21 protein-coding genes and 1 tRNA gene are annotated in these 20,874 nt (G+C 62.1%); 7 read left to right on the top strand and 15 right to left on the bottom strand.

Annotation, left to right across the window (positions count from 1 at the left end):
• Together BZL41_RS13090 and BZL41_RS29075 are read left to right on the top strand one after the other, a co-directional pair.
• The coding region (locus BZL41_RS13090) for a terminase large subunit domain-containing protein (RefSeq protein WP_218224511.1) at positions 1-1,294 on the top strand (1,294 nt) is incomplete at its 5' end.
• On the top strand, positions 1,206-2,051 hold the full coding sequence (locus BZL41_RS29075; protein ID WP_256578153.1) for a phage portal protein: 846 nt from the start codon (positions 1,206-1,208) through the stop codon (positions 2,049-2,051). The genes BZL41_RS13090 and BZL41_RS29075, both read left to right, overlap by 89 nt.
• 21 nt (positions 2,052-2,072) lie before the next feature.
• Here the strand turns inward: BZL41_RS29075 and BZL41_RS13100 are convergent, their stop codons facing one another.
• On the bottom strand, positions 2,073-2,339 hold the full coding sequence (locus BZL41_RS13100) for a hypothetical protein (protein WP_095599702.1): 267 nt from the start codon (positions 2,337-2,339) through the stop codon (positions 2,073-2,075).
• A 202-nt stretch (positions 2,340-2,541) separates the two neighbouring features.
• Here BZL41_RS13100 and BZL41_RS13105 point away from each other — a divergent pair, with 202 nt between their 5' ends.
• Positions 2,542-2,802: an ogr/Delta-like zinc finger family protein gene (locus BZL41_RS13105; protein WP_095599703.1), complete on the top strand. Its 261-nt coding sequence runs from the start codon at positions 2,542-2,544 to the stop codon at positions 2,800-2,802.
• A 643-nt stretch (positions 2,803-3,445) separates the two neighbouring features.
• On the opposite strand, the gene BZL41_RS13110 is transcribed toward BZL41_RS13105, so the two are convergent.
• The 8 genes from BZL41_RS13110 to BZL41_RS13145 form a co-directional block, all read right to left on the bottom strand.
• Positions 3,446-3,661, bottom strand: a complete 216-nt coding sequence (locus BZL41_RS13110) for a hypothetical protein (protein WP_174706166.1) — start codon at positions 3,659-3,661, stop codon at positions 3,446-3,448.
• Positions 3,662-3,758: 97 nt separating this feature from the next.
• Complete coding sequence (locus tag BZL41_RS13115) at positions 3,759-3,965, bottom strand: hypothetical protein (RefSeq protein ID WP_095599704.1); 207 nt, start codon at positions 3,963-3,965, stop codon at positions 3,759-3,761.
• Positions 3,966-3,977: 12 nt separating this feature from the next.
• On the bottom strand, positions 3,978-4,292 hold the full coding sequence (locus BZL41_RS13120; protein ID WP_143518079.1) for a hypothetical protein: 315 nt from the start codon (positions 4,290-4,292) through the stop codon (positions 3,978-3,980).
• Positions 4,289-4,642, bottom strand: coding sequence for a hypothetical protein (locus BZL41_RS13125; RefSeq protein WP_095599706.1), 354 nt, complete (start codon positions 4,640-4,642; stop codon positions 4,289-4,291). Before BZL41_RS13125 ends, BZL41_RS13120 begins: the two co-directional genes overlap by 4 nt.
• Before the next feature lie 13 nt (positions 4,643-4,655).
• Positions 4,656-5,042, bottom strand: coding sequence for a hypothetical protein (locus tag BZL41_RS13130; RefSeq protein WP_095599707.1), 387 nt, complete (start codon positions 5,040-5,042; stop codon positions 4,656-4,658).
• Positions 5,039-5,218 (bottom strand): hypothetical protein, encoded by a 180-nt coding sequence (locus tag BZL41_RS27995; RefSeq protein ID WP_143518080.1) that lies wholly within the window; start codon positions 5,216-5,218, stop codon positions 5,039-5,041. The genes BZL41_RS13130 and BZL41_RS27995 overlap by 4 nt, the downstream gene beginning before the upstream one ends.
• A gap of 463 nt (positions 5,219-5,681) precedes the next feature.
• Complete coding sequence (locus BZL41_RS13140; RefSeq protein WP_095599709.1) at positions 5,682-8,336, bottom strand: toprim domain-containing protein; 2,655 nt, start codon at positions 8,334-8,336, stop codon at positions 5,682-5,684.
• An 11-nt stretch (positions 8,337-8,347) separates the two neighbouring features.
• Complete coding sequence (locus BZL41_RS13145; protein ID WP_095599757.1) at positions 8,348-8,584, bottom strand: hypothetical protein; 237 nt, start codon at positions 8,582-8,584, stop codon at positions 8,348-8,350.
• An 89-nt stretch (positions 8,585-8,673) separates the two neighbouring features.
• On the opposite strand from BZL41_RS13145, the gene BZL41_RS13150 reads away from it, so the two are divergent.
• The 3 genes from BZL41_RS13150 to BZL41_RS13160 are packed head-to-tail and all read left to right on the top strand — an operon-like array spanning position 8,674 to position 10,581.
• Positions 8,674-8,913, top strand: coding sequence for a helix-turn-helix domain-containing protein (locus BZL41_RS13150; RefSeq protein WP_095599758.1), 240 nt, complete (start codon positions 8,674-8,676; stop codon positions 8,911-8,913).
• A 5-nt stretch (positions 8,914-8,918) separates the two neighbouring features.
• Positions 8,919-9,977, top strand: coding sequence for a tyrosine-type recombinase/integrase (locus BZL41_RS13155; RefSeq protein WP_095599710.1), 1,059 nt, complete (start codon positions 8,919-8,921; stop codon positions 9,975-9,977).
• Positions 9,970-10,581 (top strand): hypothetical protein, encoded by a 612-nt coding sequence (locus BZL41_RS13160; RefSeq protein WP_095599711.1) that lies wholly within the window; start codon positions 9,970-9,972, stop codon positions 10,579-10,581. Before BZL41_RS13155 ends, BZL41_RS13160 begins: the two co-directional genes overlap by 8 nt.
• A 35-nt stretch (positions 10,582-10,616) precedes the next feature.
• Here the strand turns inward: BZL41_RS13160 and BZL41_RS13165 are convergent.
• The 5 genes from BZL41_RS13165 to rpsU all read right to left on the bottom strand — a co-directional run bounded on the left by BZL41_RS13165 (position 10,617) and on the right by rpsU (position 19,040).
• Positions 10,617-10,693, bottom strand: a tRNA-Ile gene (locus BZL41_RS13165).
• A gap of 16 nt (positions 10,694-10,709) precedes the next feature.
• A complete protein-coding gene (locus BZL41_RS13170) occupies positions 10,710-14,444 on the bottom strand; it encodes a bifunctional diguanylate cyclase/phosphodiesterase (protein ID WP_095599712.1) in 3,735 nt (1,244 codons plus the stop codon).
• A 150-nt stretch (positions 14,445-14,594) separates the two neighbouring features.
• Entirely contained in the window at positions 14,595-16,448 is a 1,854-nt protein-coding gene (gene rpoD, locus BZL41_RS13175) for an RNA polymerase sigma factor RpoD (RefSeq protein WP_095599713.1), read from the bottom strand.
• Between the two features lie 67 nt (positions 16,449-16,515).
• On the bottom strand, positions 16,516-18,465 hold the full coding sequence (dnaG, locus tag BZL41_RS13180) for a DNA primase (protein WP_095599714.1): 1,950 nt from the start codon (positions 18,463-18,465) through the stop codon (positions 16,516-16,518).
• Positions 18,466-18,824: 359 nt separating this feature from the next.
• Positions 18,825-19,040, bottom strand: coding sequence for a 30S ribosomal protein S21 (gene rpsU / locus BZL41_RS13185; RefSeq protein ID WP_003085057.1), 216 nt, complete (start codon positions 19,038-19,040; stop codon positions 18,825-18,827).
• Between the two features lie 204 nt (positions 19,041-19,244).
• Between rpsU and tsaD the strand changes: the two genes are divergently transcribed.
• Positions 19,245-20,270 carry a tRNA (adenosine(37)-N6)-threonylcarbamoyltransferase complex transferase subunit TsaD gene (tsaD, locus tag BZL41_RS13190; RefSeq protein WP_095599715.1) on the top strand — a complete coding sequence of 342 codons (1,026 nt, stop codon included), beginning with the start codon at positions 19,245-19,247 and terminating at the stop codon, positions 20,268-20,270.
• Between the two features lie 15 nt (positions 20,271-20,285).
• On the opposite strand, the gene plsY is transcribed toward tsaD, so the two are convergent.
• Positions 20,286-20,855, bottom strand: a complete 570-nt coding sequence (plsY, locus tag BZL41_RS13195) for a glycerol-3-phosphate 1-O-acyltransferase PlsY (protein WP_095599716.1) — start codon at positions 20,853-20,855, stop codon at positions 20,286-20,288.
• Between the last annotated feature and the right edge of the window lie 19 nt (positions 20,856-20,874).

The following is a 20,874-nucleotide window of genomic DNA, read 5'->3' on the forward strand; positions in this document are numbered from 1 at the left end:
CAGCAGCACCGCCCAGGGCCACCATGGGCACGTCTACATCGACGAGTATTTCTGGATCCGCGACTTCGAAAAGCTGAACAACCTGGCCGGCGCCATGGCATCGCATGCGAAGTGGCGCAAGACCTACTTTTCCACGCCGAGCGCCGTCACCCACCAGGCCTATCCGTTCTGGACGGGCGAAGAGTTCCGCAACAGCAAGCGCGGGAAGAAGACGGCCCAGGATTGGCCGAGCGAGGCCGCCATTCACCAGGGCGCGCTGTGCCCGGATGGGCAGTGGCGCAAGGTGATCACCGTCGAGGACGCGGCGGCGGGCGGGTGCGACCTGTTCGATATCGACCGCTTGCGCCTGGAGAACGACGAGGACCGCTTCGACCAGCTCTATATGTGCAAATTCATCGACAGCACACAGAGCGTTTTCACCCTGGCCGACCTTGAGCGCTGTTACTCCGACCAGACCCTATGGAAGGACTTCGACCCGGACCCGAAGGCCCTGCGTCCCTTCGGCAACAGCCCGGTCTGGTTGGGCTACGACCCGAGCCGGACCCGCGACGACGCCACCTGCGTGGTGCTCGCCCCACCCCTGGAGCAGGGTGGCCGGTTCAGAATCCTGGAGAAGCATTCCTGGCGGGGCCACTCGTTCACCTACCAGGCCGCCCAGGTGAAGAAGCTCTGCGAGCGCTTCAACGTCCAGCACATCGGGATCGACGTCACCGGCGTGGGCTATGGCGTCTTCGATCTGGTGCGCGACTTCTTCCCCCGGGCGACGCCGATCCACTACAGCCTGGAAACCAAGAACGCCTTGGTGCTCAAAGCCCAGGACACGATCCAGGCGGGCCGCATCGAATGGGACGCGGGCTGGAACGACATCGCCGCCGCCTTCCTGACTATCAAGCGCGGCGCTACTGCCAGCGGACAGATCACCTACAGCGCGTCCCGTACCGACGCCACCGGCCACGCCGACGTGGCCTGGGCCGTGATGCACGCGCTGGCAAACGAACCCCTCAACACCAACAAGAAGCGGCGCAGCCGCTGGTCGACACTCCCACAAGGTAGCTATGGCAACGCACGCACCGGAAACAGCACCGCAGCAATCACCGCGAACTCGGGTCTTTTCGTTCGGGGCGCCAGAGTCCGTCCTGACCGGCAACATGGGCGAGTACCTGGGCGTGTTCGCCAGCGACGACGGCAGCATCTACACGCCGCCGGTGTCCCGCACCGGGCTGGCCAAGCTGCTGCGCGCCAACCCGCACCACGGCACCATCCCGCGCTTCAAGCGCAACCTGCTGTTGCGTGACTTCCGCCCCTCCAGCGGCTGCAGCGCCCACACCATGGGGCGGGCAGCCTTGGATTTCATGGTGTTCGGCGAGGCCTACCTGCAGCGGCTGCGCAACATCATCGGGCAGGTGGTCGAGCTGCGGCACCTGCCGGCCATCAACATGCGCCGCAAGGTCGGCGGCGGGTTCGTCATGCTGCTGCCGAAGGGGCAAGAGCTTCACTTTGCCGAGGACGAGGTGGAGCACATCATGGAGTACGACGTGGAACAGGATATCTACGGCGTGCCGGACTACCTGGGCGGCATGCACTCGCTGTTGCTCAACGAGTCGGCCACGCTGTTCCGGCGCCGCTACTACAACAACGGCGCCCACGCCGGCTATGTGTTCTACACGAACGACCCGGACCTGACGGAAGAGGACGAAGAGGCCCTGAAAGCCCAGATCAGTGCGAGCAAGGGGGTGGGCAATTTCCGGTCGATGTTCGTCAACATCCCGGGCGGCAGCGAGAAGGCGATTCAGATCATCCCGGTGGGGGACATTGCCACCAAGGACGAGTTCGAGCGGGTGAAGAACATCACCCGGGCGGACGTGATCGCGGCGTGGCGCATGAACCCGGCCCTGGCCGGGATCATGCCGGAGAATGCCGGCGGCTTCGGCGATATCGAGAAGATCGACCGGGTGTACACCAACAACGAAATCCGGCCGATCTGCCAGCTATTCCTGCAGGTGAACGCGACGCTGCGCGGGGATCGCCAGATAGCGTTCAACCTGGCGTGACGCCGGGAAGAAATCACCTGATCACATTTCACACAGCGCCATGCAGCCGGACAGATTCTGGATGAAGTCCAGGCGGTCAGCGGGGGGAAGACCTTGAATCAGCTGCTCTTGTTTCGCTGTGACTTCCACGACCCACCAGCGGACTGGGCGGGCCGGATCCGTGCGATGGATCAGGATGCGGCGATTGGGTGGGCTGAATTGAGCGGCGGCGAAGTGTTCGTTATGAGCGTCGCAGAAGCGAACGAAAAGACCGGAGCAGACGACGTAACGCCTTGTTGGCAAGTGCATGGCTTCCATTCCATCGGGGTAAGACAGAGGGCACCGTATCAGGCAGGCCACGGGACTACTGCGAAACCTCTGGCTTCCAGAGGGTGACATTGATCTAGAAATGGGACTTTCCAATCAAGCCGGATCGGGGCTGCGCTTCCTCGGCGGCACAAGATGTTGTGGCAAAATAGGTGTACGTTCGGACACCTTGGAGAAAGCAACAGTGCGGATTTACTGCAAGGAGTGTGGCGGCAAGGCCCGGATCGGTTCGCGTGATGAGCTGTCGGTGGAGTTCGCCCGGCTGTATTGCCAGTGCCTGGATCCTCGGTGCGGCCACACGTTCGTCATGAACCTGACCTATTCGCATCCGCTTCGGCCAGCGGCGGGGGCAATCGATCAGCTGCTGTTCGACCGCCTCCGCGAACTCCCCGTGGCGAAACAGCGTCAGCTGTTCGATCAACTGGGATCGTTGCCGTCAGCGTAACTTCGTAACTTTTCCTCCACAGCGATAATTCGCTGTTGGCTGTAATGACCAAACTCTAACAGGCCAACTTGCCCGCGCTCGGATAGTGTAATCCCGGAGCCTATGACATCCACCAGCAGCGCTAGCGAATTCGCGAACTCTTGAATCTCTCCCCGTAACTCGGTTACGTCAATTGCAATTGCAGCCATAACTACGTACCTCCCTATCTGGCCGTTACAACGGGGCGGGAGTTTAGGTAGTGGCATTTTGATTCGTCAAGTGCCTTTCCGACGAAAAGTTTTGAGACACGTTTTTGAGAAAAACCCCCTTGGCACAAGGCTGTCCGTAAACTAAGACGTTTTACGGACCGATCCTGTCTCTGTATTCAGAGAATGTGGGTTTACTCATTTCTTTAAATGAAGAATTCTTTAACACCGCTTTATTCCACAAAAACCAACAGGTACTTAGGAACAAAACTCCTTTTGTACAAAAGTACCATTGCGAGGCGATTAGCTTAATAACCAGACTTGTGATATATCTCATGGACAAATGCATATCTAAGTTAGATGAAAGGCATTGTGATTGGATATAAATTGGATTCGTTTTTCATATGAAAACGGTGTAAAAAAGGGCGCCGAAGCGCCCTTTGTTTCGTATCAAATTTTCAGTTTTGAGCCCATCCCTCCGAATCGGGCAATCCTTCAAAGCGGACGACGCCGTACCGACGAACGCCGACCGAATCCTGCAGCGCTACCAGGAATTCGCCCGGCGGCAGCGCCACCTGGACCACCCCGAAACCGGTATAGAGGTCCAGGGCCTGGGAGGCTTCGAACAACTGAAATGCCGAGCCCAGCCCCAACTGCTCACGGATCTGGCGCATCCGCTCGGCGCTAGCCGGTATGGGTGGGCTGGTTGGTCGGCCCGCCTCGCGGCACAGTTGGCAGAAATCGCAGCTGTCCGAGCCGCAGAAAAAGCACTTATCCATGGGTTTGGATCTCCACGCCCAGTCTCCGCCCGTGGTGAGTATTGCGGGCCGCCAGGCCGACCAGGTGCAAAAAGGCAGCGCGGATTTGCTGGCCCAGGAGGCCCCACATAGAATGCGTGCGGGGCCGGCGCATCAGTTGGCAATGCAGCAGGATCAGTGCTTCGGAGCGCCGCAGGCGCTGCTGTTGGTAATGGTTCATGTTGTGCTCCTCTTAGTTGCTCTCTGGTGCCGTAGGGAGGGTGGCCGGCAAGCTCACTCCCTCGGCCCCACCTTTCCCGGCCTGCCCCAGCAGGGTGGCCGTGAAGACTGGGCGCATATCGCGCCGTACCTCGAAAATTCCCAGGTCCGCCCCGTCCACGTCCTGCAGGTGGATAAGCGTCATCAGCGACGGGGTTTCGGTGGGGCGATGGCGCCAGAAATCGCTGGCAACCAGCTCCGCCAGATCCTCGGCGCGGCAATCCTCGACAAAGCTGGACGGCAGCGACAACTGGCCGCTGATACCGTTGGCGCTGTAGTACAGGATCATTTCGTCACCGCCGCCGGTGCCCACAGGGCGATCAGCCGCTGCCAAATCGCAGTGCCATTCGGAACGCGCTCATGCACGTTCACTTCGGGGCTGTAATCCAGCATCAACACCCGCAGGCTGTCCTCGAACAGTTCCAGGTCCAGCAGACGAAGCTCGGTCAGGTCGAACGGGTAAGCGCTTCCGTCGTAGAGGTTCAGCAAAAGGCGACCGATAACCCTGCTCTGACCGCTGTCCCGCAGGGCGACGGGGATAAGTCGGTGCAGCGCCTGCTCGCCGGCAATGACGATGGCAGGGCGTTGCAGTTGGTAGGCCAGGGCCTTGGCCAGTGTTGCGCTAATGGATCTGCCCATGGTTGCTCTCCTTTCAGTTGCTTGGGGTTTCGCGGTAGCTGGCCAACAGCCCCACCACCACGGTGAAAATCTCATCGCCCAGGTGCGTCGCGCAGAAGTGGCCGTAATGCAGGCCGAACTCACGCTGCAGCCAAGTTGCCCAACCCGGGTTGGCGAGGCAGGCCATGGTCAGCAGAAGGGTCCGGCGCTGGACATCCAGGACGTGCATGGCTTTCAGCAGGTGCGGCATGCTCGCCAGTTGCAGGTCCGCCCAGGTGTTGGCGGTTGGCGACAGCATGGGGAAGGCCACCGCGCCGATCAGCTCGGCGCCTTGCCGCCACCAGTCCAGAAAGTCGGCGGATTGGCCCGTAATCCCGGGGGCGTCTGCCGGTGGGGTGTGGGGTTGGTAATAGCTGGTCACTGTCGTTTCTCCTGTGTTTTCAATCGGTTCAGGCGGCCCCGCATGTCTTCGCGGAAGGCTTCACCATGCTTCGGGTTGTTCAACCACTCGACGATGTCTGTTCGGCACCAGTTGCTCAGCAGGTGGCGCGCCAGGCAGTCGCGGCGGCTGGCTTCGGCGGGGCTCAGCTCGGCCATGGCCGGCACCTCGGCGGCTGGCAGATGGACGCGGAAAACCAAAAAACCGCGTACCCCGTCGAAACGTCCAGAACATTCGGAACAGCCGGCCAAGCGCATGGCTGGAGGCCGCGTATTCCGGGGCTTGCAGCGGTTTGAAAGTGTTCCGGTGCAGGCGGAACATTCTGGACGGGCTTTTTCTGCGAGCGCCTTGTAACCCGCGTGGCACTAGGGCGACGGCGATTTGCCGAGTGTTCCGGTAAAAGCGGAATGGCAAGAACAAGGGCGCCCGAATCTGTTCCTGTGCTGGCGGGTTTGTTCCGGCTCAGGGGGAACGCTTTTTCTGTTGTAACCTTCTGTATTTCTTGATGTTTTTCTTCACTATTCTCAATGTTCCGAATGTTCTGGACAGATTGAGGCAGTACACGCAAAACATCCCGGACATAGCCAGGCCTACCCAGGCCCACTTTCACCCCGCTGTTCATCACTCCAGCCCCCGCTTGGCGAACACCCAGCAGTTGAGGGGGCGCTTCTCCAGCCTGGAGCGCACCTTGCGCACTTCGATAAAGCGGTGGGTGGTGCTCTGCGGCAGCACGCGGCGCAGGGTCACGGCGGGGATCACCTCCAAACCGGCCTGGCGGCAGGCCTGCTGGAAGTGCTCCAGGTTGATGGCGATCAGGTCACGGTCGTTGCTGTGATTCAGGCGCTCGCGGATCTCTTCGCGGGTGCCGTCGCTGTCAGTGATGGTCACCACGTCCTCGTTCAGGAAGTGGTAGCTCTGCCAGAACTGGGCGGCGCTGCGGTTCTCCGCGCTGATGCTTTGCTGGCGCTCCAGGGCGCAGCCTTCCAGATGCTTGGCCAGGGCCTCCAGGTCGTTGTCCGTCCAGGCCGGGAACAGCGCCTGGGTGGCCCGGGCGGCGGCCATTACCTGGGCATGGCATTGCACGATGCGGCTGTGCTCCAGCCCGTTCAGCGCCTGAAAGCGCTGCTCGTAGCGTTCGTAGGCGGCGAAGTAGCGTTCCAGCCAGCCTCGCTCGTCGCACAGTATGGCGCGCAAGAAGCCGGCCAAGCCCTCCACTGCCATACCGCGCAAGCGCTGAGCCAGCGGCTGGAGCGCGGGGCGATGGTGAGCGCGGGTCATGTGCAGGTAGACGATACGGGTGATGATCGACTCATGCCCTTCTACCTTGGTGTTCTGGGAAATGCAGATCGCCCCGCGAAACAACAGCGCCTCGGTGTCGCTGTTGGTGCTCTTGACGCCGGTCACACGCAGCTTGGCGTTGTAGTCGAACAGTGACTTGATCTCTTCCCAGTTGTACTGCACCACCACCTCGCGGCCCAAGGCGTCGGTGGTGGTCTTGTCCGACTCCAGCAGCACAACCGGCAGGTTGCTGACGGCCGCCATGGCACGCAGCAGGCCGATAGCCGAGGCGCCGCCGCCGCTGGGCTTGATGCCTTCTTCGTTACGCCGGCCGACCAGCATCCATAAAAAGCGCAGCAGGGTGGACTTGCCCGCGCCGGCAGTTCCGGTCAGCTCCAGGAATGGCCAGGACGCCTGCGCGGCGCGGATCTGCTGGGCGAACAATGAGCCCGACCACCAGGCCAGTGCCGCCAGGCCGTTGAGGTCGAACACGGCGCGGAAGTCGGCGAACCATTCTGGGTCGAAGTCGCCACCTCGTGTCACTGGCAGGGTACGGATGGAGGTTTTCAGGCCTTCGCCGTTGATGTCCAAGTAGCCGTGTTCGTTGCTTATCAGTTCTTTCCCTTTGTGGAAGCCGAAGGTCGGATAGCAATAGGTCGCGGTGTCGTCGTCGTAGCCGATGAAAGGCAAGGTGCGCACGGTACGGGCGTCGCGCTGCCATTCCTTGCGCAGCATCGACAACACCTTTTCGCCGCCGTCGAAGGTGCCGAAGGGGGTTTTCTCGATCAGGGCCTTGGCGAAGTTGCGCGGGTCGTTGACGGAACTGGGCGGTAACGCCTCGCGGCAGCTGCGTCGGGCATTGGGGAACTCGAAGCTGAAAAAGAACCGCTGTTCGCCGGTGACGGCATCGCGCTCGATGTATTCGAAGCGCGGCACACAGTTGGCCACCTCCACGATGGTGGTGTGCTTGGCGAACGCGGGCTGATGCCCTTCGATGTCGTCGCCCTCGATGTCCTTCTGCAGCTCGGTGAGGTTCACCCGCGCCGCGTACAGGCAACTGCCGAACTCCAGCAGGTAGAACCCGGTGCGCTTTTTCAGATAGACCAGATAGGCCTTCTTCATCGGCGTGGTGGCGCAGAACAGGCGGCCCTGATAGCAGGCTTCCTGCAGGTAGGCGTCGTCCAGCTGGCCGTCGCGATACACGTCATCCCAGTCTCGGTCGGGATCACCCAGCGCTACCCAGCCGATTTCCTTCATCTTGCGGATCTGTGCCAGATACTTGGCCACCACGGCGCGCCCGGCTGTGTCGTTGTCCAGGGCGATCACCCAGGTGATCAGCTTCCCTTTGTTGGCCTCGATGATCTGCCACGGGAAGTTGTTGCAACTGATGGCGGCGATGGCCTTGTAGCCCGCCAGATGTAGGGCGATGGCGTGGAATATCCCTTCCACGATGTACACCCGATCGTTCGTCTCGAAGGTTTGCCCTGGCGGCTCCCAGCCCTGGCCCTTGTAGCTCATGCCGTACTTGATGCCAGCTTTATCGCCGTTGTTGCGAGCCACCGCTCGGGCATCGATCAGGCGCTCCCAGTAGCCGTTGCATACCGGGAAGCGCACGGTGTCACCCCAACTGTCATCGGCCAGTTGGCGACGCCCCTGGGAATACCAGCCTTGCATCTTGCTGATGTCGAAGCCGCGGTTGCGTTGCAGGTAGGCGTCAGCGGTAGCGGTAGGGTTGGCCTCTGTGCGCGGGAAGCGCTCGCTCAGGTTCTCGAACAGGTAGCTGTAGCGCTCGCGGGTTTTCTCGGTGTGCCGGCACTCGTTCAGCCGGTTGCAGGCCAGCTGATAGGGCTGCTTGCGGCTGATGTACAGGGTGCGGTGGCCGCACTTCGGGCAAACGCCCTTCTGCAGGTAGGTGTCGCCAACGTCCTTAAAGTCCAGGTCCCGGTCGTGCTCCAGGGCCTGGAGCACGTCCAGCCGGTAGATGTCCTCGAAGTTCATGCCGCCGTCCCTTAGCGCTGGGCGGCGGAGTTGTTGCCGTTCTGGCCGCGCACGCGCTCGGCTTGTTCGGCAGCCTCTATGGCCAAGTGGATCATGTTGATGAAGACCGTGCCCTTCTCCCCGGCCGTCTTCTCCCGAACCAGAATCACCCCCTGTTCAATCTTGTGGCGGACGGACCGCTCACTGAGCCCTGCCCGGCGCGCAAACTCGTTCGGCGTTACATAGGGCGTGTCGATGGTGATCTGCATTTTGATAAGCTCCCCGTAAATATTTTCGGAAAAGGTGTACATACGCGACTAAGGTTATGGTCGCGTTCGTACACCTGTCAAGGGGGCATATGGAACTGTTCGAGAAGCTGAAAGCGATCCGTTTGTGCGAAAAGCTCACGCAGGCTGAGCTGTGTGAAGCAACGGGTATCAATCTGTCGACCTGGAAGAGCTATGAGCTGATGCGAAGGAAGGAAGTCAGTTCGCTGGAGCTGCTGAAGCTCACCATGCACCCCCGCTTCATGAAGTACGCCTTGTGGCTTGTCACTGACACAACTGCGCCGGAGTGCGGGCAGATCAGCCCTGTTTAATCACTATGACGATCAAGAAACTAGACGATGGCCAGTGGCTGGTGGACTGCCGGCCGGAGGGGCGCAACGGCCCGCGAATCCGGAAGAAGTTCCGTACCAAGAACGAGGCAATGGTTTACCAAAACCGGATCATGGGGGATGGTGCCAAGGGCGAGTTTGAGAAGAAGCCGAAGCGAGATGAGCGTCGGCTCAGCCAACTAATTGACCTCTGGTACAAGCTCCATGGGCAAAACTTAAAAACGGGAGAGCAACGCCTAGCATTGTTGCTTGCTATGGCGGAGCGAATGGGCGATCCGGTGGCCCACCGTTTTACGGCGAACCACTTTGCCACCTACCGGGCCGAGCGTGCCGAGGGAAAACACACCAGGGCTAAGCCAGGCCGTGGCCGCAGCAAGGGCGACGAGAAGCCCAAGCCGATCAGCGCCAATATGCTGAACCATGAACTGGCCTACCTGCGGGCGGTATTCAACGAGCTGGAACGCCTGGGCGAGTGGGCAGGCGACAACCCGCTGGCCAAGGTGCGCGCGCTGAAGTTTGACGAAGCCGAGATGGCTTACCTGTCGGCCGAGCAGATCCAGGATCTGTTGCAGGCCCTGGCCGCAGAGGATTCGGACGCCGCGTTGATCGCCGAGGTGTGCCTTGCCACCGGTGCCCGCTGGGGTGAGGCCGAGGCGCTGCAGTCGCGCCAGGTGCGCAACTGCCTGATTCACTACAGCAAGACGAAATCCAGCAAGAACCGCACGGTGCCGATCAGCGCCGACCTGCAGGCGCGTCTCGACAAAGCCCTGCCATTCCGGCCTGGCTACAACCTGTTTCGCAAGGTGGTGGAGAAAATCGGCCTGGAGCTGCCGGACGGCCAGCTGACGCACGTCCTGCGCCACACCTTCGCCAGTCACTACATGATGAACGGCGGCGACATCCTGACCTTACAGCGCGTCCTGGGCCACGCCACCCTGGCGATGACTCAGAAGTACGCCCACTTCAGCCCCGGCCACCTGGCTGATGTGGTGAACCTGAACCCTATGGCCGTTGCTGGCCCAGCTGTGAGTGCAGACGATGATTGATGCGGTGGATTGGACTGCTGTAATCACGGGCGTGGATTGGACAACCGTTCTTGTGGCCCTGGTAACGGGTCTAACAGCTGCTGGCGGCCCTTATCTTATATGGCTCAAACAGGCAAAAAGCGAGCGCCGCAGCGTTCGCGCTGCGCTACTTGCCGAGGTGTCGGCACTGATTGAGATAGTGGAAATTAGGGGTTACTTGCGGGATCTGCGGGCTGCAGAGGCTACCCTGTCGAACCTCGAGCAATGGCAGCTCGACACGCTTTCCTCGGACGACTTTCAATTCCAGGTGCCCATTGGTGAACACTACAACCGGGTGTACCAGTCGAATGTAAATCGCTTGGGTTCGTTGAGTGCTCGGGAAGCGCGGATGGTTGTTCGCTTCTACCAGTTGGCAGATAGCGTTAAGGCGGATATCAGTGAGGGCGGCGTGCTGTTCAGTGGGTCGCTGGGCGCCGAAGATTTCAAGGATGCCGCAGACATTCTGGAGACTGCGATGGAGCTGGGGAGGCAGTTCGTAGACTCCACGCCATGGTGGCAATTCTGGCACCGTGGACATTTTGTGGACGCTGGTAGTGATGTGAAGTCGGGTGGTTCTAGCCAGTAGAAATGAAAAAGCCGCGCAGTGCGCGGCTTTGAAGGTGGTGGGCCCGCAGGGACTCGAACCCTGGACCAAAGGATTATGAGTCCTCTGCTCTAACCGACTGAGCTACAGGCCCCCAGAAGGCCGGCGGATTATAGCGAGGTGGTTTCCGCAGCGCCAACGGTCTGGCGCGGTTCGAGGAAGCGGTTGGCAAATGCGTCGGCGGGCAGGGGGCGGCTGAAGACGTAGCCCTGGATCTGTTCGCAGCCCTGGAGGGCGAGAAATTGTTCCTGGGCCTTGGTTTCCACGCCTTCGGCGATGACGGTGAGTTGCATGCTGCGGCCCAGGGCGATGATGGCGCGGGCGATGGCGACGTCGTGCGGGTCGTCGGGCAGGCCGCGGACGAAGGAGCGGTCGATCTTCAGGGTGTCGAGGGGCAGGCGCTTGAGGTAGCTCAGGGAGGAGTAGCCGGTGCCGAAGTCGTCGATGGCCAGTTGTACGCCCAGGCGCTTGAGTTGATGGAGGATGGCCAGGGCTTCTTCCGTCTGGCTCATGATGAAGTTTTCGGTGATTTCCAGTTGCAGCCGCGCCGGCTCCAGGCCGGACTCTTCGAAGAGTTGTTCGATGCGGGCGAGCAGTTGCGGTTGGCGTAGTTGCGCGCCGGCGAGGTTCACCGAGAGCGGGCCGAAGGGGGCGTGGTGGTCCTGCCAGGCGCGCATTTGCCGGCACGCTTCCTGGAGGACCCAGTCGCCCAGCGGGAGGATCAGGCCGTTCTCTTCGGCCAGGGGAATGAAACGGTCCGGAGGGATTTCGCCGTAGATCGGGTGGTTCCAGCGGATCAGCGCTTCGGCGCCGGCCAGCCGGCGTTCGGTGAGGCTGAATTTCGGCTGGTAGCAGAGGCTCAGTTCCTGCCGTTCCAGGGCCCGGCGCAGTTCGTGTTCCAGGGCGACGCGTTCGGTGGCTTCGAAGGTCAGGTCGCGGGTGTAGAACTCTGCGCGGTTACGTCCCTTGGCTTTGGAGCGGTACATGGCGGCGTCGGCATTTTTCACCAAGGTGGCGACGTCTTCGCCGTGCTCCGGGAACAGGCTGATGCCGATGCTGGCGCTGATGAAGAAATCATGGTCGGCGGTGTGGAAGGGGGCTTCGAAGCAGGCGAGCAGTTTGTCGGCCACGTGTCCGGCGTCGCTTGGTTGCTGCAGGCCGGGGAGCAGGATGATGAATTCGTCGCCACCCAGGCGGGCCACGGTGTCGATGTCCCGAAGTTGTTCCTTGAGACGCAGGGCGATGCTCTTCAGCAGCAGATCGCCGACCGGGTGGCCGAGGCTGTCGTTGATGTGTTTGAAGCGATCCAGGTCGAGGAAGAGTACGGCGCCGCGCCGGCCTTCGTCCTGTGCATCGGTGATGGCGGTGTGCAGGCGGTTTTCGAACAGCAGCCGGTTCGGCAGGCCGGTGAGCGGGTCGTGGTGCGCCTGGTAGTCGAGCCGGGCCTGGGCGTGCTTGAGGCTGGAAATGTCGGCGAACACTCCGACGAAGTGAGTGATCGGGCCATCCGGGGCATGTACGGCGCTGATGGTCAGCCAGCTCGGGTAAAGCTCGCCGCTCTTCCTCCGGTTCCAGATCTCGCCCTGCCAGTGGCCCTGCGCGGCCAGTTGTTGCCACATGGCGGTGTAGAACGCCATGTCGTGCTGGCCCGAGGAGAGTATGCGCGGCGATTGGCCCAGGGCCTCTTCCTCGCTGAAGCCGGTGATCTCGCTGAAGGCACGGTTGACCGCGGTGAGCCGTTGCTGGGTGTCGGTGATCATCACGCCTTCGGCGGTGCTCTCGAAAACGATGGCGGCCTGGCGCAGACGCTCCTGCATTTTTTCCTGCTCGGTGACGTCGCGGGCGATGGTCAGCATGCAGGGTTCGCAGCCGATGGGCATGGCCTGGGCGGACAATTCGCAGATGCGTATGTCGCCGCTGCGGGTCCGAATGGGCGCCTTGAAGTCGCGGAGCAAACCACGCTCGTTGATCTGGCGGACCATCCTCTGGCGATCTTCCGTGCTTGCCCAGACACCCAGTTCCAGGGTTGTGCGTTGTGCCGCCTCCTTCAGGCTGTAGCCGGTAATGCGGCTGAAGCCCTCGTTGGCTTCCATGATCATGCCGTCGTTCAGGCGGGTGATCAGCAGCCCGTCGGGAGAGGAGTGGAAGGCCTTGGCGAATTTCTCTTCGGAGGTCTGCAGGCGCTGCTGGGTTTCTTTCAATTGGCTGATGTCGCGCACGATGACTACCAGCGCCGGTATGTCCTCGAGCTGGACGGGTTGAGCGGAGATCAGGCCGGTGAACAATTGGCCGTTGCGGCTGCGGAAGGGCATTTCCAGGTTGTGCAACTGCTCGCTTTGCAGGCTCTGCAGCAGGCGAGGCCCGATGTCGGGGATACCCCAGATGTCCAGTTCGGTGGCCGTCTTGCCGATCGCCTCGCTGGCGCTGATGCCGATGTGCTGCTCGAAGGTCCGGTTGACGGCCAGTAGACGACCGTCCTCACGCCGGGCGATAACCAGGATGTCCGGGCAATGATGGAAGATCATGGCGAACTTCTGCTCGGACAGGCGCAGCGCCTGTTCGGTCTGCTTGGCGGCGGTGATATCGATCATCAGGCCACGCAGGATGGGTGCGTCGCCGTGCTGGATGAGCGTCACGATGTCGTGAATCCAGATTGACCGGCCGTCGGCGTGGTACATGCGGTAGTCGAGGCTGTGGTCGCGTCCGGCTTCGCGCTCCTGCTGGCAGTGCGCCAGGACCATCGGCGCATCGTCCGGGTGGAGGTGACTCAACCAGAAACCGGGTTCCATCCAGGCCTTCGGCGGGTAGCCGAGCAGTTTCTCCGCATGCGGCGAGACGTAGGTGTAGGTCAGGTCGCTCAGCCGGGCTTCCCAGGCAATTGCGGACAGGCTCTCCACCAGGCCGCGGTAATGCCGCTCGCTGCTTCGGAGTTGTTGTTCCAGGGCGTTGCGATGTGCCATCTCCCGACTGAGGCGCCGGTTGATGTTCAGGACGATGGCGAGAATGCCCAATAGCGCGAAGAAAGCGGGCAGGCCATAGAGCAGGATTTCATGCCAGCGGCTGGGGAGGGCCAGGTCGGCGCCCACCCAGCGCTCTTCGAGGGCAGAGACCTCACGTTGATCCAATTCGGCGAAGACCTTGTCGAGGATGCCGGCGAGGATTTCGTGGTGCTTCGGTACGGCCATGGCCAACTGGTAGCGATAGGGCGTCTCGCCGCTGACTTGCAGACCCTCCAGCTTGAGTTCGCGGATGGTCCAGGCACTGGAGGCCAGATCGCTCACCATGGCATCGGCCTGGTGGCTGGCCAGTGCCGCCAGGGCGGCGCTGACGCTCGGCAGCGGTACGAGACTCAGGTCGGGATGGGAGTGGCGCAGCAGTTCGTGGGGCGCATAGTTGGCGACGACGGCGATCTTCAGGCCATACAGGTCATCCATCGAGCGCGGCTGGGGGCCGTCGCGATGCGCCAGGATGACGATGGGGAAATCGAGGTAGGGGCGGGTAAAGGTCAGATACGCGCGGCGCTCCGGCGTCGACATCACGCCGGGGAGAAGGTCCAGTTCGCCGGCCCGGGCCTGTTCCAGTACGCCGCTCCAACTGCTCGATTCCACTGGCGTCAGATGAATGTCGAGACGCTGTTCGATCAGCTTGGCGTAATCCGCGGCGAGCCCTTGATAGTTGCCCTTTTCGTCGAGGAACTCGAAAGGTGGCCAGGAGGCATCGATACCGAGACGCAATTCGGGGTGGGTTGCCAGCCAGTCGCGTTCCTCTTTGCTGAGTTCCAAGGCGTTGACGGCCATCGCCCAGAACGCCAGACACGACAAAAGAATGGCCGGCATTCGTGGCATAGCAGGCCCCTGCTTGGATTCAGGCGGGTGTATTTGAGCGAAGTGTAGACGGGGATAGTGGCAAATTGGTAGGTCGCGGGTCTGGCCGTGGCCGAAAAAAAGCCCGTCACCAAAAGGGACGGGCTTTTTCATACCGCACTGCGCCGACGATCACTCGTCGAGGAAGGAGCGGAGGTGCTCGCTACGCGACGGGTGGCGCAGCTTGCGCAGCGCCTTGGCTTCGATCTGACGGATACGCTCGCGGGTGACGTCGAACTGCTTGCCGACTTCCTCGAGGGTGTGGTCGGTGTTCATGTCGATGCCGAAGCGCATGCGCAGTACCTTGGCTTCACGGGCGGTGAGGCCGGCCAGCACTTCGCGGGTGGCTTCCTTGAGGCTTTCGACCGTGGCCACGTCGATCGGAGACTGCATGGTGCTGTCCTCGATGAAGTCGCCCAGATGCGAATCTTCGTCGTCACCGATCGGCGTTTCCATGGAGATCGGCTCTTTGGCGATCTTCAATACTTTGCGGATCTTGTCCTCTGGCATTTCCATGCGCTCGCCCAGTTCTTCCGGGGTGGGCTCGCGACCCATTTCCTGGAGCATCTGGCGGGAGATGCGGTTGAGCTTGTTGATCGTCTCGATCATGTGCACCGGGATACGGATGGTCCGCGCCTGGTCGGCGATCGAGCGGGTGATCGCCTGGCGAATCCACCAGGTGGCATAGGTCGAGAACTTGTAGCCGCGACGGTATTCGAACTTGTCCACCGCCTTCATCAGGCCGATGTTGCCTTCCTGGATCAGGTCGAGGAATTGCAGGCCGCGGTTGGTGTACTTTTTGGCGATAGAGATCACCAGACGCAGGTTGGCCTCGACCATCTCCTTCTTCGCCCGGCGGGCCTTGGCCTCGCCGATGGACATGCGGCGATTGATGTCCTTGATCTCGGCGATGTTGAGTTCGACTTCGTTCTGCAGGTCGATCAGCTTCTGCTGGTTGCGCTTGATATCGTCCTGCAGGGCGGCGATCGCTTCGGCGTACTTGCTCTTGCCTTTGGCCAGAGAATCCGCCCAGTCGAGGTCGACTTCGTTGCCGGGGAACTGGCGCAGGAAGTCGGCACGCGGCATGCGGGCATCGCGCACGCAGAGCTGCATGATGGCGCGTTCCTGGGCGCGGACGCGCTCCAAGGCGCTGCGCACGCGTTCTACCAGGGCGTCGAACTGCTTGGGCACCAGCTTGATCGGCATGAACAGATCGGCCAGGGCTTGCAGTTCCTCGTTGGCCTGCTTGCTGCCACGGCCATGTTTCTTCAGGGCCTTGTTGGCTTTCTCGAGCTGCTCGGCCACGGCGCCGAAGCGTTGGCGGGCGACTTCCGGGTCCGGGCCGCCATCGCCTTCATCTTCGTCGCTGGCTTCTTCGCCGCTTTCCTCTTCGTCGTCTTCCGGCTCCTCGGCTGCCGCAGCGGTGCTGCTCTTCAGCTCGACGGGCACTTCCTCGGCCGGCAGGGTGCCGTCGTCCGGGTCGATATAGCCGCTCAGCACGTCGGACAGGCGACCGCCTTCCTGGGTGACGCGTTCGTATTCGGAGAGGATGCTTTCGACGGTGCCCGGGAAGTGCGCGATGGCACTCATGACCTCGCGGATGCCTTCTTCGATGCGCTTGGCGATCTCGATCTCGCCTTCGCGAGTGAGCAGCTCCACGGTGCCCATTTCACGCATATACATGCGGACCGGGTCGGTGGTGCGACCGATGTCGGTTTCCACCGCGGCCAGGGCAGCAGCGGCTTCTTCCGCGGCGGCCTCGTCGGTGTCGGCTTCGGCCAACAACAGGGCATCCGCATCCGGAGCGCTCTCGAATACGTTGATCCCCATGTCGTTGATCATGCGGATGATATCTTCCACCTGTTCCGGATCGGAAATATCCTCCGGCAGGTGGTCGTTGACTTCGGCGTAAGTCAGGTAACCCTGCTCACGGCCACGGCTGATCAACTCTTTAAGGCGAGACTGCTGTTGCGCTTTTCCGGACATAACACCCTATCCACTGACGGTTCTGGCGGGCTAAAAACAAGCTGAGCATTATAGCCGAGCATTGACCTCACGCGCCAGTTGAGGTCGGGGAGATGGGAGAACTGTTGCGGTTGAGCAGGTTGCGCAGCTGATCTTTTTCCTCTGCGCTCAGTTCACTTTGACGTGCCTTGCGAAGCAGATGTTCAAGACTGCGCTCGCGCTGGCGAGCCGCAAGACTAGTTATAGTGTCGAAAAACTGTTGTTCAAGGTTGTCCGCCGAAATCAGCCATTCCTTTTCCGCCAGGGCGCGCAACAGGCGGCCCTGGTCGGTGCCGTGCCAGCGGGCGATGAGCTGCAGCGAGCGCATCCGGGGGTTCTTCTGCAGGGCTTCCAGCAGGGCGACCAGCAATTGGGCATAGGTGTCGTCTTCTGCCGCGAAGTGGCTGGCATCTTCGACCTTCTGCGCCAGCTCAGGATGATGCAGCAGGGTGCGTAGCGCGCTCAGATTGGGCGGCTCTACGCTGACGGCGGTTCGCGGAGCGCGGGGCTGGAAATCGCCTTGGCCTTTCTTGCTCCACTTCTTGCCGTCCGCTTTCCAGCTTCCCTTTTCTTTCGGTTTATGCTCGAAGGCGGGCTGCGGCGAGGGCGGTTCGTCGTAATCGCCATAGGTGGGAGCGGCTTCGTAATAGGCATCGTCGCCGAAATGGGCGTATTCGTCGGCTGGGTGGGCAGACGCTTGCGTATGCTGAGGCGACGGTTCGCCGCTCAGGCCGGTGATTTCCTTCAGGCGCTGGCGCATCAGAGCGCGCAGGTTGGCGCCCGGTATCCGCTCGATCAGCGGCGTGGCCAGGGTGGCCATGTGTGCCTTGCCCTCCAGGGAGCGCGGGTCGGCTTCTTCGGTCAATTGCTGGAAGAAGTACTCGGCGAGCGGCAGCGACTGTTGTTGAATCCTGGCGCGGAAGGCGTCGGTTCCCTCTGCGCGGACCAGGCTGTCCGGGTCTTCGCCTTCCGGCAGGAACAGGAAGCGCGCGCGGCGCCCGTCCTGCAGGCTCGGCAGGGTCGCTTCCAAGGCGCGCCAAGCGGCCTTGCGTCCAGCCTGGTCGCCGTCGAAGCAGAAAAGAATGCTCGGGACGAGGCGGAACAATCGCTTGACGTGTTCCTCGCTGGTGGCGGTGCCGAGGGTGGCGACGGCGTTGCGCAAGCCCTGCTGGGCAAGCGCGATGACGTCCATGTAGCCCTCGACCACCATCACCTCGTCGAGGTCGCGGTTGTTCTTGCGGGCTTCGTAGAGGCCGTAGAGTTCCTGCCCCTTGTGGAAAACCGGGGTTTCCGGCGAGTTCAGGTACTTCGGCTTATCGTCGCCGAGTACCCTGCCGCCGAAAGCGATGACGCGGCCGCGGCTGTCGCGGATCGGGAAGATCACACGGTCGCGGAAGCGGTCGTAGCGTTTGCCGGTCTCGGCATTCTCGATCAGCAGGCCGGCGTCGATCATGGCCTTCTGCTGGAGGGCATCGCCGCCAAGATGCTTGAGCAGGTTGTCCCAGCCGGGGGGCGCGAAGCCGAGGCCGAAGTCACGTGCGATTTCGCCGGTCAGGCCGCGTCCCTTGAGGTAATCCACGGCGGCTTTGCGTGCCGGGTGGCTTTTCAGCGCCTGGCGGTAGAACTCGGCGGCGCTCGTGAGCAGGGGATAGAGCGGCGAATCGGTGGGTTGCCTTGGCATGTTGTTGCCGCGGCCCTCTTCGCGAGGGACATCCATGCCGGCGCGTTTGGCCAGTTCTTCGACCGCCTGGGGGAAGTCCAGGCGGTCGTGGTCCATGATGAAGCCGAGCGCGTTGCCGCCAGCGCCGCAGCCGAAACAGTAGTAGAACTGTTTGTCCGGGCTGACGCTGAACGAAGGGGTCTTTTCGTTGTGGAACGGGCAGCGCGCGGTGAAGTTCTTGCCGGCCTTCTTCAGTTGGATGCGCGAGCTGACCACTTCGACGATGTCGGTGCGGTTCAGCAGGTCATCGATGAAGGATTGCGGGATCAGGCCGGCCATGACGTTCTCGGTGGCTGCGAGTCGCCAGCATAATGCTGCCGCATCCGCCTGGACAGGTGGGCGATCACATACTGCCGAAGGCTTCGTCGTGCTGGCGTGGGTCTAACGATTTCGACAAGACCAGAAGCTATCTGGATCGTAGCAGGTGCCGGCGTCGCTGGATCGCGGGTCCGCCGGGCCTGGAGTCATGCTGCTCGGAATTCGAGTCGGCATGCACGCCCCGTGCGACAGGAACCGCTGTCTGGAGACCGGAATACATGAAGCATTCGCGGCGATGCGGTCGGGCGGGGCTGATGCGTGCAGTCTTGCCGGGTGCCCGGTTTGTGGCCGGGCGTGGCAGAACTGGCAGCGCCTGTAACTTAGTACAGACGCTCGCGGCGGCGCTGCTCGCGCTGCACTTTCTTGGCGTGACGCTTGACGGCGGCGGCCGCTTTGCGCTTGCGCTCTGCAGTGGGCTTCTCGTAGAACTCGCGGCTGCGGACTTCGGCCAGAACGCCGGCTTTTTCGCAGGAGCGCTTGAAGCGACGCAGGGCTACGTCGAAGGGTTCGTTCTCTTTAACTTTGACGGCGGGCATCCAGGGCGTACCTTCACAATTGACCGGTGGTGAACGCGCTCCTGGCAATCGGCACGGGAGAGCGTCGGTTTTTAAGGGTTGCGGATGTTACCGCCTCGCGGCCCGGAATGCAAAGCCTCTGATCGAAAACCACTGGTCGCGGCGCCGGGGCGGCGATTATCATGCGCGCCTTCGAATTTGCCCACCCTCTAAAGGCGCGAACCCATGCTTGTATTGGGGTTGGAAACCTCCTGCGACGAAACCGGTGTTGCCCTCTACGACAGCGAGCAGGGCCTGCTGGCCGACGCCCTGTTCAGTCAAATCGACCTGCACCGTATTTATGGCGGCGTGGTACCCGAACTGGCCTCGCGGGACCACGTGAAGCGCATGCTGCCGCTGATCCGCCAAGTGCTGGGGGAGTCCGGCCGTTCGTCGGGCGACATCGATGCCATCGCCTATACCGCCGGTCCCGGACTGGTCGGCGCATTGCTGGTCGGCGCCTCCTGCGCCCAGGCGCTGGCATTGGCCTGGGGCGTTCCGGCCGTCGGCGTCCATCATATGGAAGGGCATCTGCTGGCGCCGATGCTGGAAGAGCAGCCGCCGACCTTTCCTTTTGTCGCCCTGCTGGTTTCCGGCGGCCATACGCAGTTGGTACAAGTGGACGGCATTGGGCATTACCAGTTGCTCGGCGAGTCGGTGGACGATGCCGCCGGCGAGGCCTTCGACAAGACCGCCAAGCTGATCGGCCTGGGCTATCCCGGTGGGCCGGAGATCGCATGGCTGGCGCAGCAGGGGGCGCCGGGGCGCTTCGTCTTCCCACGGCCGATGACCGATCGTCCGGGGCTGGATTTCAGCTTTAGTGGCCTCAAGACCTTCGCCTTGAACACCTGGCAGCAATGCCGCGACGCCGGAGACGACGGCGAGCAAACCCGTTGCGACATCGCCCTGGCCTTCCAGCAGGCCGTGGTGGAGACTCTCACCATCAAATGCCGTCGCGCCTTGAAGCAGACCGGCCTCAAGCGTTTGGTGATCGCCGGTGGTGTCAGTGCCAACCAGGCATTGCGACAGTCGCTGGAAAAGATGCTCGGCGAGTTGAAGGGCCAGGTGTTCTATGCAAGGCCGCGTTTCTGTACCGATAACGGTGCGATGATCGCCTACGCGGGCTGTCAGCGGTTGCTGGCCGGCCAGCACGAGGGGCCGGAGATCAAGGTGCAGGCCCGTTGGCCGATGGAGAGCCTGCCGGCGATCTGATCGCCTTCAAGAAACTCAGAAATGCCGCTCGCGCCCGGCGAGGAGATCGCGCAGGTTGCCCCGGTGCCGCCAGACGATCAGCCCGGTCAACGCACACATCGGCAACAGGGCCGCGGGTTGCTGCCAAGCCAACAGGGGCAAGGTCAGCGGTGTGGCGATGAGTGCGGCGAGGGAGCTGGTACGGGTGAGAACGAAGGTCAGTAGCCAGGCGGCGAGGGCCAGCAGGGCGGCCGGTGGATACAGGCCGAGCAGCATGCCGGCGGCAGTGGCCACACCCTTGCCGCCACGGAAGCGGAAATACAGTGGATAGAGATGGCCGACCACTGCGGCCAGGCCGATCCAGGCCTGTTGTTGCAGAGGAAGGCCGGCCTGTTGTGCGACCAGCACGGGGAGCAGCCCCTTGAACAGGTCGCCCAGCAGAGTGAGGATGGCCATCTTCCGGCCTGCGACCCGTAGCATGTTGGTGGCGCCGGGGTTGCCCGAGCCACTGGCGCGCGGGTCCGGCCCGCCCATCAGGCGGCTGAGCAGGATGGCGAAGGACAGTGAGCCGAGCAGGTAGGCGAGAATCGCCAACAGCCAGAACATGGGTATCCATTCCAGGGCG

This window comes from Pseudomonas sp. PIC25 (genome assembly GCF_002286785.1).
GTDB lineage: Bacteria > Pseudomonadota > Gammaproteobacteria > Pseudomonadales > Pseudomonadaceae > Pseudomonas_M.